Origin of the sequence: Corallococcus sp. CA047B, assembly GCF_003612065.1 — a bacterium.
In the GTDB taxonomy this organism is placed as follows: Bacteria; Myxococcota; Myxococcia; order Myxococcales; family Myxococcaceae; genus Corallococcus; species Corallococcus praedator.
In genome coordinates this window covers 13,510-30,439 of sequence record NZ_RAWD01000081.1, presented here as the reverse complement: position 1 = coordinate 30,439, position 16,930 = coordinate 13,510, and the positions used below count along the sequence as shown (strand labels likewise).

Annotated in this window: 8 protein-coding genes and 2 pseudogenes; 5 read left to right on the top strand and 5 right to left on the bottom strand. The window is 65.4% G+C overall.

Features of this window, described 5'->3' with window-relative positions:
• Window positions 1–488 precede the first annotated feature (488 nt).
• Together D7X74_RS15275 and D7X74_RS45265 are read right to left on the bottom strand one after the other, a co-directional pair.
• Window positions 489–1,649 carry a serine hydrolase gene (locus D7X74_RS15275; RefSeq protein ID WP_233602110.1) on the bottom strand — a complete coding sequence of 387 codons (1,161 nt, stop codon included), beginning with the start codon at window positions 1,647–1,649 and terminating at the stop codon, window positions 489–491.
• A 256-nt stretch (window positions 1,650–1,905) separates the two neighbouring features.
• Window positions 1,906–2,711, bottom strand: a pseudogene (locus tag D7X74_RS45265) (IS5 family transposase).
• Between the two features lie 510 nt (window positions 2,712–3,221).
• Here D7X74_RS45265 and D7X74_RS15265 point away from each other — a divergent pair.
• The 3 genes from D7X74_RS15265 to D7X74_RS15255 are packed head-to-tail and all read left to right on the top strand — an operon-like array spanning window position 3,222 to window position 8,186.
• Complete coding sequence (locus D7X74_RS15265) at window positions 3,222–4,667, top strand: hypothetical protein (RefSeq protein ID WP_120533693.1); 1,446 nt, start codon at window positions 3,222–3,224, stop codon at window positions 4,665–4,667.
• Window positions 4,657–6,855: a hypothetical protein gene (locus tag D7X74_RS15260; protein ID WP_120533692.1), complete on the top strand. Its 2,199-nt coding sequence runs from the start codon at window positions 4,657–4,659 to the stop codon at window positions 6,853–6,855. Before D7X74_RS15265 ends, D7X74_RS15260 begins: the two co-directional genes overlap by 11 nt.
• Window positions 6,852–8,186, top strand: coding sequence for a hypothetical protein (locus D7X74_RS15255; protein WP_120533691.1), 1,335 nt, complete (start codon window positions 6,852–6,854; stop codon window positions 8,184–8,186). The genes D7X74_RS15260 and D7X74_RS15255 overlap by 4 nt, the downstream gene beginning before the upstream one ends.
• Window positions 8,187–8,302: 116 nt before the next feature.
• Here the strand turns inward: D7X74_RS15255 and D7X74_RS15250 are convergent, their stop codons facing one another.
• The 3 genes from D7X74_RS15250 to D7X74_RS15240 all read right to left on the bottom strand — a co-directional run bounded on the left by D7X74_RS15250 (window position 8,303) and on the right by D7X74_RS15240 (window position 10,712).
• A complete protein-coding gene (locus tag D7X74_RS15250) occupies window positions 8,303–9,235 on the bottom strand; it encodes a hypothetical protein (protein WP_147446571.1) in 933 nt (310 codons plus the stop codon).
• Between the two features lie 134 nt (window positions 9,236–9,369).
• Entirely contained in the window at window positions 9,370–10,110 is a 741-nt protein-coding gene (locus D7X74_RS15245) for a hypothetical protein (RefSeq protein ID WP_120533689.1), read from the bottom strand.
• A gap of 32 nt (window positions 10,111–10,142) precedes the next feature.
• Window positions 10,143–10,712 (bottom strand): hypothetical protein, encoded by a 570-nt coding sequence (locus tag D7X74_RS15240; RefSeq protein ID WP_120533688.1) that lies wholly within the window; start codon window positions 10,710–10,712, stop codon window positions 10,143–10,145.
• A 166-nt stretch (window positions 10,713–10,878) separates the two neighbouring features.
• On the opposite strand from D7X74_RS15240, the pseudogene D7X74_RS15235 reads away from it, so the two are divergent.
• Both D7X74_RS15235 and D7X74_RS15230 read left to right on the top strand, forming a co-directional pair.
• A pseudogene (locus D7X74_RS15235) lies at window positions 10,879–11,076 on the top strand (hypothetical protein); the annotation flags it as partial.
• Between the two features lie 819 nt (window positions 11,077–11,895).
• Window positions 11,896–16,788: an RHS repeat-associated core domain-containing protein gene (locus D7X74_RS15230; protein WP_120533687.1), complete on the top strand. Its 4,893-nt coding sequence runs from the start codon at window positions 11,896–11,898 to the stop codon at window positions 16,786–16,788.
• The last annotated feature ends 142 nt before the right edge of the window (window positions 16,789–16,930 follow it).

The window sequence follows — 16,930 nt, the reverse complement described above, 5'->3', positions numbered from 1 at the left end:
GCTTCTCCTCCGCCGAGTACCGGCGACGACGCCTGCTCTCCTCGGCTCCCTCTTGGATTTTCTTCTCCATCGTCAGACTCGCTTTCTAGCTGAACGAGCCTGTCCGACTCTTCAGGGGGCTACACCAGGTGCTCTGCGAAGGTGCGGCGTGTCGCTAAGCACCTTGCACGAGGGACATCGCGCGCCTTTAGCCTCCGGACGCACCACGACGACAGCGCCTACTGCACTGCTACGTGCCACGCTCTCCACACGACAGCCAGGCGTCGAGTACAACTCTTTCATTCCCAGGAGTACTCGCTGCAACAGCCTCCTGCTGGCACCGCCTGCCTCCTCGCTCGTGAATCACATGAAGCGCGGGAGAGCCACGGAGCCGGGTCACGCCCATTCGACCGCGCGGCCTCCCTGCTCCACATGCTCTCCGACGACTTGTCGAGCTGAGAGAAGTCTGCGGGGGCTCGACGCGTACTCACTCCCTGTTGTTCGCCGTGCTAGCGACCCTGCATGGATTCGACCCTGTCAAAGAGGGGCGCCAGCGCGCGTTCCATGGCGTTGGCGGTCGCATCGCCGCTCTGGTTGGTGATGATGAACACCCCCAACTGATACTTCGGCACGAGGTAGAGATAGCATTGCGCGCGAGGCACGCCGCCGTGATGCACGTAGTGGGTGCCCAACTGGCTGCTCTGGCCGATGTTCCAGAAATAGCCAATGCTGAAGTCCTCCGCGAAGCGCACCAGCGGCTTGTGTGACTCTGTCACCGCGGGATGGTTGCTCAACTGCAAGCGCAAGTACTTCACCATCTCCGGCATCGTCGCCTTCAATGCTCCCGCCGCGCCCCAGGGCAGGAGTGGCATTGGCGTGGTGCCGACCGGGTTGTCGCTGTGATAGCCAGGAGCCAAGCGGTTGGCGTCCTGGGCACGCAGGCGCAGCCACGTGTCGTGCATACCGGCTTCCCGCGCCAGGAACTCCGCGAGCAACGACTCGTAGGGAGCCCCGTGGATCTTCTCGAGGGTGTGCGCGACCAACTCGGTGCCGGCGCTCGAGTAAGCATAGTCCTTGCCGAGCGGGCCCTTGATGCTGACGGTGTGCAGGTCCTGCCAGAACTGCGGCTGCCCGTAGTCCGCATAGGCGGCATTGAGCTTTGCCGGGGTGGCATGCGCAGTGAAGTCCCTCAACACCTCATTCACTTGCAGTGGCAACATCCCCGGCATGCCGCTGGTGTGTGTGACCAGATGGCGCAGACGGATCGGCCCGCCGTCTGACTGAAGGTTCGGATAGGCGGACGGCAGATACTTTTGTATCGGGTCGTCGAGGGTCGCCTTGCCTTCGAGGACAGCGTTTGCCAACAGCAGGCCGACGAAGGTCTTGCTGACCGACCCTATCTCATAGAGGGTCGAATCATCGGGCGGATTGGACTTGCCGGTCTCCAGCTCACCCCGATGCAGGATGAACTCCTCGCCGCGATAGACCACTGCGATCGACGTTGCGTGCAGCAGTCGTGACTGCAGCAGGGTCGTCGCGGCTTGGTTCATTGCCGTGGGGATATCGCGGGCGGGTGCAGGGCCCGTCGTCTTGCAAGCGGCCAGCACCAGCATCATTCCAGCAATGGCTACGGAGCGTTTGTTCATCAGGCGCATAAAGGGGATGGGCACTCTCGCACGCCCCCCAGGTCGGAGCCAGACACGCGAGGCCCCCTCGCGGTAGCACCGGCTCATGCGCATAGCCTGGAACACGAGAAGTTCTCGGTGTCACCTCGACTTGATTCCCGACGCGTGCTCAGGGTTCATCTACCCCAGCCCTCCTCGGTTCCTGCCCACGCGGCCAGACCGTCCTGCTCTTGCTCCTGGGTCGGGGATGCCGCCATTTCAGCGTCGGTCAGCATTCGCTCCCGGCTGAGGATAACAGCCTCTAACAAATGTCAGGGTAGAGGCGTCGTAGGAGCATGACGCAGCAGCCGAGGACGAGGAAGCCGAAGTGGACGTCGTCCCTGCGCTCATCGCGGACGCGAAGCCGGCGCAGCTGGTTCTTCCAGGCCAGTGTGCGCTCCACCACTCAGCGGTAGCGTCCCAGCCGTTCCTTGGACTCCACACCTGGGCGGGCGATGCGCGGAGCAATGCCGCGCAGGCGCAAGCCGAGTCGGTTCTTCCTGGAGGCATAGGCTTTGTCGCCGTGGACCTTCGCGGGGCGGAAGCGTCGCTGCCCCGAAGGCATCCTCACCGCGGGGACGGAGTCGACGAGCGGGAAGAGTTCATGCGTGTCGTGCACGTTGGCCGCTGTCACGGACTCCGTCAGAGGCAGGCCGTGGGCGTCTACGAGAAGATGATGCTTGCTACCCGCCTTCGCTCTATCCGTCGGGCTTGGGCCCGTGAGGGCCCCCTTTTTGACGCCCGCACGGACGAGGAGTCGATGGAGGCGCGCGAGAAGTCCACCTTGCCTCGCAGCCCCAGCTCATCCAGCAGCCGCGCCTGGAGCTGTTCCCGCACGCCGGCCCGGGTCCATTCCTCCAACCTGCGCCAGGCTGTCATGCCCGACAGGCCGAACTGCTTGCGAGGCAGCATCTCCCACGGGATGCCGCTCCTGAGCACGAAGACGATGGCCTCCAGCGCCGCCCGGTCGTCCGCACGAGGGCGGCCCAGCTTCTTCTTCGGCCGAGGCGGAGGCAGCAGGGGCGCCACGCGCTGCCAGAAGGCGTCGGGGATGAGTTCACGGACCATGTCCCTCAAGCTGAGGATGCCCCCTTGCCAACGGCCAGCCCAGCCCTGACTTTCGTTAGGTGCTGTAAAGAGCGATAGGGATCTCCGTGTCCGGGGCATGTGTGAGGGAATGCATGCCTCCCTGGTGGTCGGGGGCGTGGCGGAGCGCTCACCGATGGCGACGCGCCCGGATCACCTTCACCTCTCCGCCTCGAAGTAGGCGTTAGGTTTTCGAACTGCGCAGGAGCCTCCTGCTGACGGCTGTCGTGCGCTGAGTGGCGGCTGCGCTTCGGTGGCGGCCGACCTGAAGGGTGTTGAGGAGCGCCCTTTCCCAGCCATGCCTATTCGCGCGGTTGGCGCCGTGAACGGGGCTGGCGCCGTAGCGTGGCCTGGCACGTCTGTCTATCCCCCGGTGGGCCGGGTCGTATGTGACTTTTCAGTGCAATGCCCCACCCGGTCCTCCGCCTTGTCGGACCGAACAAGGAACCTCTGTCCTGAGCGCCCCTGCTGGGGCCTGCCACGGAGGCGTCGATGGGCATGCATTGGAGTTGGGCCGTCGTCTTGCTGCTGCTGTTGCCCGGGGCCGGAGGGGCGCAGGAGGCCATCACTCCAGAGGACTTCGACGCCACCGTGCGCAGGCTGGAGGAGGCCATCTCGGACAAGGCTTCTGGCGAGGAGGAAGAGGACGAGGCTCCGTCCGAGGAGGAGACCTCTTCGCCCGCCACGACCGACTCAACACCGCCGTGGACAAACCTGCTGCGCATGGACGCGGCGACGTTGACGTTGCTGCCTCGGAGGGGAGCGGGTACCGCAGAAGGCTTCGTACAGTTGGAGCCCATGGTGGCCTTGGGGAAGGGGGAGTCGTTCCGCCTCATTCTCGGGGCACCGGTACGACTGCGGCTGTGGGGTGGAGGGGAGGGCGCGGGCCTCGTGAGGAAGGAGGACTGGGACACGCTGTCCGACTGGGGGCAGGTGGTTCGCCTCTTCATGGTGGGAGGGGATACGCCCAACTCGGTGTGGCTGGGGATGATGGAGGGTTACTCCCTCTTGTCCGGGCACCTGGTGCGGCGCTACGGCAACCGCGTCAACCCCGACTACCACCCGGCCGGCGTCATCGCGACGGGGACAATGGGGCCGGTGTACGCGGAGGCCTTCGCTTCGGACGTGTTGAGCGCTCGCCTGGCGGGAGCCGAAGTGGCCCTGGACATGGAGCACGTCCTCTTCGGCAGGCCCCCTGTCCCGGGGCGGTACACGCTGGCGCTGTCGGCGGTGCATGACTGGGGGCGGATGGACGGCACCGCGCGGCCCATGACGCTGGCGCACCTGGACGCCACCGCCGTGGTGCTGCGGCGAGGGCGCAAGGGGCAGAGGGTGGAGGCGCACCTGCTGGGCGGCTGGGGTGGACGCCCGGGCGAGGGTGGAGCCTGGGGCGCGGTGGTGGGCGTGGGCGTGGATGCGCTGACGTCGACGGTGGACATGCGCGCGCGCCTGGAAGGCCGCCTTCAGCGCGGAGGTTTCCGCCAGGGCGCTTTCGGGCCGGACTATGAGTTGGCGCGCTTCCAGGTGGCGGGCCCGGCCTCCGTGCCGCTGGCGGAGGCGTCCTTCCCGGAGGGGGCTTCCGCCTACGGGGAGGTGATTCTCAACTGGGACGCGGTGCGGCTGAGTGGAATGCGCCAGCGACACCTCTTCCTCTCCCTGGGAGTGGAGGCCTTCTCCTGGGGCCGGGTGGACGTGGACGGGCGGGTAGAGGCGCAGCTCTTCCACCGGGACTTGAGCCTGGGTGTCGGTGGGCTGGCGACGGCCATGGGCCAGCCCGGAGCGCGCTACCTCGTCTCGGGAGAGGCCCGGTGGCGCTTGCTGGGAGGCAACCTCTACGCGCTGGGGCAGGGCGGCACGCTGCTGTTTCCCACGCCGGAAGGGACGCTGCGGCCGGGAACCTTCGCGGCCGTGGGGCTGGGGGTGGACAATGCGCGCTGAGCGACTGCCGGGCGGCGCGGTGGGCATGGTGCTGGCCCTGGCCCTCCTGACGTCGGGGTGTGCCTCGCTGCCCTCACGGGCGGGCCTTGAAGGCACCCTGGCTGCCGTCTCGGGCGTGACGCCCCTGGCTGCCTTGGGGCGCAGTGCTGTCGCGAGTCTCCCCGAGGACGAGGCGCTCGAGGACCTCGACGACGCGGAGTCCGCGGACGGACCGCTTCTGCACCGCCGTCGGACCACGCCGTCTCCGCCGAATCCCGGCGGAGGAGAGACGGAGCCCCTGCGTGTGGTGGGCGCCCTGGCAGGCGTGTGCGGGGAAGTCCCCGCGGGCTGGCCGCACCTGGACTCGGAGGCCGAGGTGCTGGCGCGCTTCCTGGAGTGCACCACGCCAGCGGCCTTCCTGGCCTTGCAGCGCCAGGTGGACATGCCCCGGCTGGTGGAAGCCCTCTCGAACTGGAACGCCGTCCGGCTGGGCGCCTTGGGCCCCCTGGAGGCCGAGGCTGCCCGCGTCCTCCTCAAGAAGCGCGCGGCCTTCCTCTCCACCGCCGTGGAGAAGCATGGCCTGGCCAAGGCGGAAGTCCTCGCCCTCTTCGTCCTGCACACCACCCACGACGACGAGGTGCGGCAACTGCTGCGCCTGTTGGCCGAGGACAAACTGCTCAAGCGCGCCCTGGGGGCCATGGAGGTGGTGCGCGAGGAGCTGAAGCAGCGGGGCATGGCCCTCACCGACTTCCCGGAGCGGGACTTCCGTGCTGGCGACATCGCGCGGGGGCTGGAGCGGGCCGCGGATGACGTCAGGGCCTCCATTCCAGTCGTCGGTGGGCTCCGGGGCGTGGAGGCGTCCTACCTGCCCGCGCAGCTCCCACCGCTCTACCAGGAGGCATACCAGGAGGTGGAGAACGCCCAATTCCTGGGGGCCTTCGCGCCCAGCAACGTGGCCCTGGCGTCCTTCGACCACCTCACCTTCGGGGTGCCGCTGGGCTTCTACCACCTGGTGGCGGGGACGGCGCAGGGCGGGGCTTCCCTCGCCAAGGGGGAGTACGAGGAGGCGACGCGGCAACTGGCGCCCGCGGCCCTCATGGTGGGCCTGTACGCAGGAGGCAAAGGGGCGCGTGCCTTCCGGGAGGCCGGCCTCTCCCGGATGGAGGGGGCTCAGCTCCGGGTGGTGGTGGCCCGCGTGGAGGCGCTGAAGGCCGTGCTGAAGAGGTTGGAGGCGCGAGTCGGAGAGCGCGTTGTGGGGGAGTTGGCTCGCTACCTCCAGCAGGACCGGGACGCAGCGATTCTGGTAGCGGAGTGGGGCGAAGCCGGCGCGTTGGCTCTTCACGAGGCGCGAGGCAACGTCGCTCAAGCACAGGCCACGTTGGCGGTGCGGTACCGCGAGCCCTCAAGTACCTCATCCACCGGCGGGGGCACCGGGAGAAGGGGTGGTCCTCGGCTCTCCGTGCCTCCCGAGGCGGCTGGACTCCCCGCAGAGGTGGCGGAGGCGAAGTTCAAGCAGTTGGAGGCGGAGTTCCCAGGAGAGCGTCTGCCGATGAACGTGGCGGAGCTGGTGAGGCACCGCGAGTCTCTGCAGAAGGCGGCTCCTGCCGAGGTTACTGCGCAGCCACTCTGGGCCGACTACGTGGCGTACCTGGAGACGCGTGCCGCGGAACTCAAGCAGGGGATTGCGGAGAAGGGGCCACTAAAGTGGGCTGGCTACCAACTCCTTCGTGACAGGTACGCCCGGGGCCTGGCCTTCGAGAGGAGGATGGTCGCCATCCTGGAGGCGGACGCGGCCTTGCCGCGGGCGAAGCGGAAGTGGCTCAAGGACTTCGAGCAGCCGCGCATCGTGACGCACGTGGGGGTGGCGAAGGCCGACCTTCGCTTCGCGGACGTGCTCGTCATAGAGGAGGGCCCCTCTGCTGGCCCCCAGCCCCGCGTGGAGACGTTCAGCTTCAAGAGTCGGGAGCTTGCACAATTGAAGTCGAAGGAGCTGACCTCGCTGATGGTGGCGGACGCTCGCGACGCTCTGCGGTATTACGGAGAGACCCTGAACATTCGCCGTCCCGGAATGGAAATGGAGGCACAGGTCCAAAGAGTCAGTCTCATCTACGAGGGAAAGGGCCTGAAACCGGTTGACCCCGAGGCATGGAGAGTGGCGGCGGAGCGCGTTGAGAATAGGATCAAAGGAGTCGAGGTGTCGCTTCAATGAAGGTGCTTGAATTTCAAGAACTGGGTGTGGAGGACAGGCTTAGGCTTTCATTCGAAGGTACCTTCGATTCCCGGGCTAACCTACAGGCTGAATTGGAGCCACTCTTCGATGCCCTGGAGGCGCGTGCCGGAGGGTGGATGCCGGACGTTGTTGAGGGGCGGCGGCGGCGAACGTACTCCCGTGCCGCTGTTTGGCAGGCGCTGGAAGAAGAGCGCGAAGAAAGCAGCACGTCCATCGGCCTCTACCGAACAAAGCCCCCTGCGCTGGACAGCACCATTCAGCTTTGGCTGCCACCGCTGCCGCCGAAGCTGGATGTTTGGATTTCTGTTCAGCCGATGTCGTTGTTTGGGGGGGAAGAACTCTGTCGCAAATTCACGGATATGGTTCGTGCTTGGGCCGGCCGCTATCAGGCAACATACGTCAAGGCCAATAGCTTGGCCGACGACCAGCTATCCGGCGCGCCCTACTTCGGTCGTGATGAGAGGACCTCAAGAAAGGACGGGTTCGACAAGGTCTATGAGCTGTGCTGGCTGAACGTCTTCGGCCCGAAGCTAGTAGAGTCCGTAGGTCGTGATCGGATGCTCTCGACGCCTGCGCACCTCGTGGAAGAGCTTCCCAACGGCGCTGTCCTCTTGGTGCTGTGGCCAACCGCCGCGGACTTCGCCAGTGAGGCGGCGCGCGTGGCGCAGGCCCGCGCGCATGTCCACCTGCGGCCGGACCTCGACTTCGACACGGTGCTTCGCACGCTGAGGGAGCGCAGCGCTGCGCTCGTACCCGTCGAGCCGCGCTTCCACCCTGACGTGGCGCCGTTCCTCTCTCGGCTGCCAGACGAGTTCGCCATCAGCGAGCGACAACGGAAGATTGCCGAACTCAACGCCTTCCGGCCGCCGGTGCCGGAGGAGTGGCTTCCGGTCGGCCTGCCCGCAGATGTGGAGAATCAAGAGCGCGTCCTCGAATCCTACGGAGACTTGTCCGAAGGTCTCGTGGCTGCGCTTCACACGAAGGTGCCCAGCATCTTCGACGCGACGCCCGAGTCCCTCACGGACCTCGACTTCTACTTCTGGCGGGAGAACTTCCCGGAGCGGTATGAGCGGGACCTCATCGACGAGCACACGGCTCCGGCTCTCGGGGCCTTCCTGGGCGGCGTGCTGGTGCGGCGGCTGGGGGGCACATGGGTGCCGCGGCAGAAGCTGGATGAGTCCCAGGTGCGGGTGGGCAATCGCGTCTGGCTGCCCTTCCTCCGTGCCCGCCGGTACATGCAGTCGCGCGAGTCGCTGTTGGATTACTCGCTCACGCAGTTTTTCCATGAGGTGGAGCGGTACCGGCCCTGACTGCGGCGGCCGGGCAGGCGTGGAGGACCGAGGCAGAAGCTGGAGGAGACTGGGCGCTCGTCGGCGGGCGCGCCTGATTCCGTTAAGGCGGTCTCCTTGGAGAGGTCGTCCGTCCTTCAACACCCCCGCAGCTTCCGAGGGGAACAGCCCTCCGGAGGCTCGCCCCCTTCGGGGCCGGGGCTCGCTTGGGATCGTCCGCGCTCCCAGTCGGGCTCTTCCCTCGGAACGGGCATGCCGTAGCCCAGGAACAGGCCCTGGGCATGTACCTGCTCGACCACACTCCGCCACGCGCGCTCGAGAGCGCCCACATTGAGCGGAGTGAACTTCGCGCGCCTGGCGAGATTCGGGGTGACCAAGCCTGGAAGTTGGATAACCGGCCGGGCGAAGCGGGCTGTGTCCCCGCTCGCGGGCCGGCAGGGAACGAAGCTGAACATGCCAGTCCATGGCACTTCGGGCGTCGCGCCACGATAGAGCCGGAACTTCCTACTGCGGTCCTCCTGACTTGTGAAAAGCGGGTCGAGAACGATTCTCCGGAAGGGGTCGTCCACGTCGGAGATTCCCGCCCACTTGGCCCAGCTATAGCCAACGCCAGAGGCAACGACGAACACAGTATCCAGAACGAATGAACCACCGAGAGGGGACCCGAACAGGATGACGGAGCCGGGTGCCAACTCCCTCAAGGTTTCATAGTGGCTCTGCCGACAGTTGCTGTAGAGAAAACACCCGCCGAAGACGAACGGATCCGTGTTGTGCAGCCAGCGGTCATCCGCCGGCACGCACCAGAACGGCTCATGCAGGAATCGCGGCGCTCCTTTCGCTGCATTCGGCCACCGATGGATGATGCGCGACTGCGGCTCCCATTCTCCCCAGAAAGTAAGCTCGCCTGACTGCTCTTGTCCGGTCGCGTCTCTCCACCGCCCCAGCGACTTCAGGAACTTGCGGCAATGCGGGCCATCGCGGCGGTGCCAGCCCATGACGTCACTGCCACGTTCAGGCTTATGTTCCGGCCCCGGATGTGGGAACTGCACCAGTCCCAGGTTCTCCCCCACACTGCACCTCCGAACAGCAGGAGCCAGCCACAACTCATCTAACCTACTTCAGCAGCAGAGTCCGTTAATGCGGTCCCACGGGAGGGCCATCCGCGCTCCCTCTGAGGAAGGTTAACGGAATTACCTGAAGGAGGTTAGGCCCGCGAGGTAGGCGGCGCCAGCGACAGCACCGCCCCAAGCGCCCAGGTCCACAGCGGGCGCCAGTCAGCGCCACGGGCAGCCCTCTCCGCGTGCTGTGCCATGGCTGCATCGAGGGCCGTCCTTCGCGGGAGCGCCATCGCCAGGACGTGCGCGGATCGCCCCTCTCCGGTGGGCGCCTCCAGGCACAGCCGCCAGACGCGTGGCTCCGACTCTTCGACGATGAGGAGGTCGGTCGCCGTCCACCGGACTCGGTCGTTGTCGGGCAGCTCCAGCCCAGCGTCGGGCGGCACCACGAGGTGCAGCGCGCGGCCGGGCAGGCGGACGTCGTCACACGTGTAGCCGTGGAGTTCCATGCCGCGCAGCGATTCGGCGAGGGCAGGAGCCACGGTGTGGCTGGTTTGCCCGGTGGCGTCGTAGACCAGTCGCATCCAATACTGCGCTGCGCGCCGCTGAAGGAGAGGGACCAGCCCCAGGTCGCCACGAGTGACATGGAGAACGGCATCCATGAATCGGTCATCCTGCGTAGCGTCTTGGAGCCGCGAGAAGGCGGTACGGCGGGCGGAGTCCTCCAGCGCGAGAAGTGGGAAGTTCAGGGCGAGGGCGTCGGCGTCTTCCGTCGATATGCGCCCAGCACGCGAGTCCTGCACGAGCGCGTCGAGTGCGGCCTGGATGCCACCGAGGGCCCAGTACCGCCGGCATTCGTCTGAGATGGGAGATGCCGTGAGGAGTTGCATGGTGTCCGTCCTCCTTCGTTCGTGAGAAATGCCTACTCGAATTTGTAGCCGGCGGCTTTGGCTGCGGCGACCAGGGGATGGTTCTCATGAGGCGACAGGGGCCCGACATCATCTGGACGCAGGACAGTGCCCCCCTCATTGATGACGACCACGTCGCCGCCACGCCGTGCGATGACGCCGCGCCTCGCTCCCCATTCCTCTCCTGCCATGAAGCGCATGGCTCCGACGAGCCCGCTCGGTTCGGAGTCTGGAGAGCCCGGTTGAGCCCACCAGATGGGCAGCTCGGACAGCGCGGCATATGCCTGTTCCCGTTCATCCCAGTGCTCCAGGAAGTACGCACCTGACAGCCGGCGGTATTCGTCCATCGCAATTTCGTGATTCGTACTGGGCCGCTCCTGGTGCTTCAGCACGTGGACGGGCACCCAACCCTTCTCGGTCCGCGCCCACGCGGCCAGGCCGTCGTGCTCTTGCAGTTGGGCCGGGGAGGCCGCCATTTCGGCGTCGGTCAGCATCCGCTCCCGGTTGAGGGTTAGCAGCGCCCAGCGGAAGTCAGAAGCCTCGAACACCATGCCATTCAGCTCGCTCTGGACCCTCTTGGGCATTGGGCATTCCCCGCGCAGCATGGAGATGCTGCCGCTCCATGGGGACAGTAGCTAGCCCTCCATGGGGCGTCGAGGAGCTACTGGCCGCCCGGGTCTCACCCCTGGGTGGTATGGACCAAGAGGCTTGGCGCTGCCTTCGAACGCGCTGTACTCCTCCTGCCCTTGCGCCACTGGAGTCTACCTGGGGGACGTGCTGGTGCGGCGACTGGGAGGGAAGTGGGTGCTGCGGCAGAAGATGGAGGAGTCCCAGGAGCGCGTCTGGCTGCCCTTCCTCCGTGCCCGCCGGTACATGCAGTCCCGCCAGTCGCTGCTGGAATATTCGCTCACGCAGTTCTTCAAGGCGGCAGAGCGGCACTTGAAATGAGTGAGCAGCGGGCCGGCCGACTGAACGGAAGCCGTCAGCCAGCAGCCAAGTATTGAAGAAGCGACAGTGCGAGGGGGAGGCCTGTCGCACAGGGAGTGCAGAGAGGCACTCCCTGGTCCGACGGCAGGTGCACTTCCAGCGGATGAGGGGCGTGCGTGTCGTGGCGGACTCGAGGAATGACCGTCTCTAGGTCCATTGCATTGACATGTGGGGCACTCATTGTAGGTGGCTACTGTTGGTGCTGGACATAAACGTTGATGGTGTCTGCTCGGCTGCTTGTTTTGGAATGTGATTGAGGGTTCGATTTGGCCGGCAGGGGTTGTTTCTTCAGTGGCATTAATAGGCTTCGCTGCTCAAATCGCCAGATTTCATTCTGGCATCGGGAGGACACGTCATGGCCTGGACCTATCAACTCTTCGCTGACACCAGTTCTGCTGCCAATGTCATTGGCAGGGTGGTGACTCAGTTGAATGGGCTTAACTCTAACGTGTCGGCAACGGCAAAAGTCGGCCACTCCGATGTGAATGGAGGAAAAGCGCATGGGGCTGTTATTTACAACAGCAGCGCAGGCGCTCCGCCACCCCACACTCTGACGGGTCCTTGGCAGCAACGGACGTGGGTGTTCACCGATGGCACCCAATACGAAAGGCACCTTCAGGAGGTCTGCAGTCTCTTGAATGGAGAAGGAGAGCGACCCCTTACCGAAGTTGAGGCGGCCCACGCTAAGTTCTCCATGAGTGACCTCGCGGGAGGAGCCTGCCACATGGCGCTCTTCTGGCAAAGAGCTCAGTAATTGCAACCGGACGTCAGGATACGAAAATGTCGCCCTCCAATGAAATTGAAAATTCTGGCCAAGACGGCAAGAAGATCCTGACGGGCCCTGAGCGCTCGGCCCAGGGCAATGACCCCTCCAATGCCAACAACCTTCGTGACTTGATCCACCCCGAGGTCAACCAGCGCACCGGAAAGTTGCGGCTTTCCGTTGCGGCCCCTGTGCTGCCCGGAATTGGTGGGCTCGATGTCGACCTCGGCATCGAGTACATGCAGAGCGACGGCAGCCCACCCCGGCGCGTCCTCGGACTGCCCACGAACTGGCAGTATAGGCTGAGCTACATCGCCGGTGGGCAAATCGTACTCAATGGCCAACAGTCCTACACCGTGGATTCCAGATGGGCCCAGGGGATGAAGTACTACAGCCTCCAGGACGTGAAGCTGGAAGCGCACAATGACCAGCCGTCCCTGCCCTACGACAGCAGCCAGCGCTACCTGCACGTCCTCGTCTCGTTGCAGGGGGAGCGTCAATACTTCGACCTACGAGGCCGCCTTATCGCCCGGGCGGATGCCCATGGCAACCGCATCCTCTTCTATTACAGCACGCCCAATGATGCATATGATGCGAGGTTGATAAGGATTGTCGACACCTACGGACAGGAGATCTGGTTCGATTATTCGGATGAAGTCATCGAAGTCACCTTGCCCAAGGGAGAAGAGGAGCCGCTGCGTTTTGCCTACGAGTGCAATCCGGCGGGTCAGCTGACGGCCTACCGGGACCCGACCGGAAAGCGGACCACGTTCACCTATGACGGCGGGCAGATGCTGCGCAACCTGCTGTCGCGCATCGCATCCCCCGACCAGTTCATCACGACGCTCTCCTACAGCCTGATCTACAGCAAGGGCGCTGCGGGAGAACGGCGCCTCGACGTCGTCTCCGAACTCGTCCGCACCTGCCAGGGCGCGGAGCGGAAGACGAAGTTCGACTTCGACCCTGCTGGCAACAAGCAGAATTACACGGGCCATCCGAAGTACACCTTGGCCGGCGAGGACAGCCTGCTCGAGAGCCGGGACAATCTCTTTCGCTACACCACGACCGTCGACGACGGCGTCACCCTCACCCAGCACACCTACAACAATCTCCACCTCGAGCTACAGGCCGACGTGTATTCGAGTAGTCAGCCTGGAGACTTGATCTCCACTCGGCTCTATACCTATCCAGACGAAGGCGCTGGCCAGACCTTTCCCCCCTTCAACAGTCTCTCTCCCTACTACCAGCTCGTCGCGAGTGTGGAGACCCGAACCTACAATCCTGGCGACACGCGGGCCTTCCGCGCGCGCAAGGCGGTCAACACCTACAACGACGCGGGCCAGGTCACGCGCACGAGCAGTTACACCGCGTCCCCGGGCGATGACTTCAAACTGGAGAAGGTGGAATCCACCTCCTTTGACCCTCGTTTCGGCCAGGAGCTCGAGAAGGACGTTTCCGACTACCGCGCCACGGGGAAGTTGAGCGACCAGCCCGTGGTCACCCGCCTCGCTCGTACCCTGAGTTCCGATGGACGCCTCGTCGCGCTCAGCGAGCTGGGCTTTGTCGTGTCGGGTCGCTTCAGCCCTTCGCGGCGCACGAGCTATGAGTACGACTCTCAGGGGCGGGTCTCTCGTCAGGACTACGCTTGGCACGAGCCCGGTGACCACGTCCCCGCGAACACCCACAGCCGGACGGCCTACCTCCATGATAGCAGCCGCCGCCACCTGCTGACAGTTCAGCACACGGATGCGCTCGGGGCCACCACGAGCCGGCTCATCGATACCTCGACGGGCCTCCCCCTCTCTGAAACAGACGCCGCTGGCCACGCCACTCGCTTCACCCACGACGCGCTGGGGCGCAAGACGAGCGCCGTCGAGCCGCTGGGAAACACCACCCTCTGGGCCTATGACGACGCGGCCTTCACGACGACCATCCACCATCCCAATGGCTACCAGGCTACACTCCGCCATGACGGCTTCGGGCAGTGGGTCAGCCATGCGGACAATGCCGGTCCCCAAGGGGATCAGCGCACTCTGTACCTTCGCACCTACGACTCCTTGGGCCGTCTCGCCCGTGAGCAGGGAATCCTGGGCGACGGCTCGGTTCTCACCCACGCCTATGACCCTCGGGGGCGGCTGAGCCAGCTCGCCGACGCGCTGGGGAACGTCCGTTCCCATGAGTATGACGACGTGGCCGGCACCCAGACCGAGTCCTACAACGGCATCCGGACCCGGACGCTTCACTTCGACGACCACAGCAACGTCCTCAAGGAGGAGGTGTTCCCCGCTTCGCCAGGGAGCCCCAGGGTCACCACGACAGGCCATGACGGTCAGGGTCGCGTCGTCTTCACGCAACTGGGAGACGTCTCGACGTCAGGCCTCAGTCGGCGGTTTCACCGCGACGTCCTGGGCGATGAGTGGAAGACCGAGGTGAAGGGCGGCGATGGGACGACGGTGGTCCGGACCGACGAGCGGGACCTGCTTGGCAACGTGATTCGCACGACCAAGACCCTGACCGATGCACGCGGCAGGGTGTCCGCCGAGGGCCCGACCTATCGACACGACGCGACGGGGCTCCTCGTCCAGTCAGTCCATTCCCTGGGCCAGAGCGAGGCCTTCTCGTACGACGCGAACGGCAACCTGGAGACCCAGACGGACTTCGCGGGCAACACGTTCCGGCATGAGTACGACGCCGCCGGTGCCCTCGTCCGCAAGACGTTTTCTGATGCCGGGACGCGGCAGCGATTCGAGTACAGCCACGACGCCGCCACCCACCGCCTGCTGTCCATTGAGCACCAGGTGGACGACCAGCCCCAGGGCCGAATCGAATACACCTACCAGGTCGATGGCAAGGTGACCTCCGCCCGCTACCAGCCGGGAGACCGGCAGATGCAGTGGCAGTACGAGCCTGAGACCCGGTTGCTGGCCCGCTTCACCGACGCGGCGGGCGTCGTGACCCACTTCCGATACACCGCGAACGGTCAGTTGCTTTCGATGGGCCCCGCGACGGGCACCACCGACGCCGTGACGTTCTCCCACTACACCCGGTCCGAGGCTCCAGCGCACAGTGGCAAGGTCAAGTCAGTCTCCTTCGCCAACGGCGTGTCCGTCACCTACGAATACGATGGCTTCGGTCGCATCGGTGCCGCCACGGCTCGTTCCCCGGCGCTCTCCGCCGCCGACGCGTTGGTGCACATCACCTACGCGTATGACGACACCACGGGCAACCTCACCCACAAGGTTCTCTCCTCCCCCCATGCCCCGCGGGACCCGAGCCTGAATCACCATGTCGCCTACCAGTACAACGGCATCGGCCAGCTCACCCAGGAGGAGGTATCGGCACCAGAGGGAGGGCTTCTCACGCGCCGGACCTATGCCTACGACGCGGCAGGCAACGTGGTGGAGCGCACGGTTCGCCGCCCACCGGAGGGGGAGGAGGCCACCACCTTCCAGTACGACGCGGACAACAAGCTGGTCGCCGTCCAGGCGTCTGGCACCCCGGAGCGGCCCCTGCGCTATGACAGCAATGGCAACCTGGTCGAGGACGGGACGGGGCGGGCCTTTCGCTACAACGTGCTGGGCCAGCTCACCGCGTTCGAGGCCGCGGGCGCTCGGTTCTCGTACACCTACCATCCCGACGGACTTCGGGCGAGTAAGCAGGAATCGGCAGCCACGCCAGTGAACTACTTCTACGACCAGAATCCGGTGCCGAACCTCGTCAACGAGGTCCAGGGCTCGACGAGCGCCAGCTATCAGCTCTCGGGAGCGGTCCGGTTCACCCGGCGCGTGGAAGGCAGCGGCGTGCAGGCACTCGTCCACGACCAGGGCCACGTGGTGGCCAGCCTCCTGGGGCAGACGCTCTCGGGAAGTCGCTTCAGCGCCTATGGCGAGCTCGACGCTTCGACGGGCGGGAACGACCCCGGGAGCTTCCGGATCCAGGACAACCCTTTCGGTTTCGCTGGCGAGTATCGGGATTCGGAGTCGGGGCTCTATTACCTGCGTGCGCGCTACTACGACCCCCAGCTCATGCGATTCCTCTCACGTGACAGCGCGGTGATGTTCAATCGCTACAGCTATTGCTCGGGGAATCCCATCATGCTGGTCGACCCCTCCGGGAACGCGGCCTGGTGGCAATGGCTGACCATGGGGGCCGCCGTCGTGGTGGGCATCGCCGCGACCGTCGCCACCGCTGGCGCCTTGAGTGGCGCGACAGCGGGGCTCATCGCCGGCTCGAGCACCCTCGTCACCGGCGCAGTCAACGTTGGCATCGCCGCCACCGCCGGAGTCGCCGGGGCCATTGCCAGCAACGCAGTCTCTGCGATTGGAAACTCGTGGGGCGAGAACGACTGGGGGCCCGAGCAGTTCTTCAACAAGAACCTGGGCATAGACATCGGTTTGGGGGCTGTGGCGGGGGCCCTCGGTAGTTCCGTGACCCAGGGCGGTGTGGCACTGGCCAAAAAGTTCGCAGGGGAGACCGGCCGTCTGGCCACGGCCAGCAAGGCCCTGGCGGGCTTCGTCGGTGGTGCCGTCGAGAGCACCTTTGAGGGCAGCACGCTGGAGCTGGCGAAGACGGGGACAGTGGACTGGAAGATGTTGCTGGCTTCGGGAGTAGGAGGAGGCGGGGTGGGCGGCGTCGCCGGTCAGTTCTCTGATGAGATCAAGCAGCTCGCCAAGCGGTTCATCAAGCTGCCGCATCGGTCTGGGAGCTACGACCTGCAGAAGTTGAGAGTTCCGGGAGTGGGGGGCCGCGCGGAGACGAAGCTGACGGCCTATCGGAAGCTCGATGTCGAATTCGACGCTCCGGTACCGAATGCAGCCTCTGGGGATTCTGCGGGTACCGCCTCTCATCGGCGGACGAGTGACCAGGGAGAGAGCACATCGGCCCCTACGGCCTTCCTTCTCTTCCGGTGAAGGATTCTATCCCAGTGCTTGCCTTATGTTGTCTCTGCCCCCGGGCCAGTCCTACCGGGGACGAGCGAGGAGCGTTGACGGGTTCTTGAAGCACGTCGGAGAGAGTGGCTTGAAGAGAATGTCAATCCACTGAGCGAGCGTT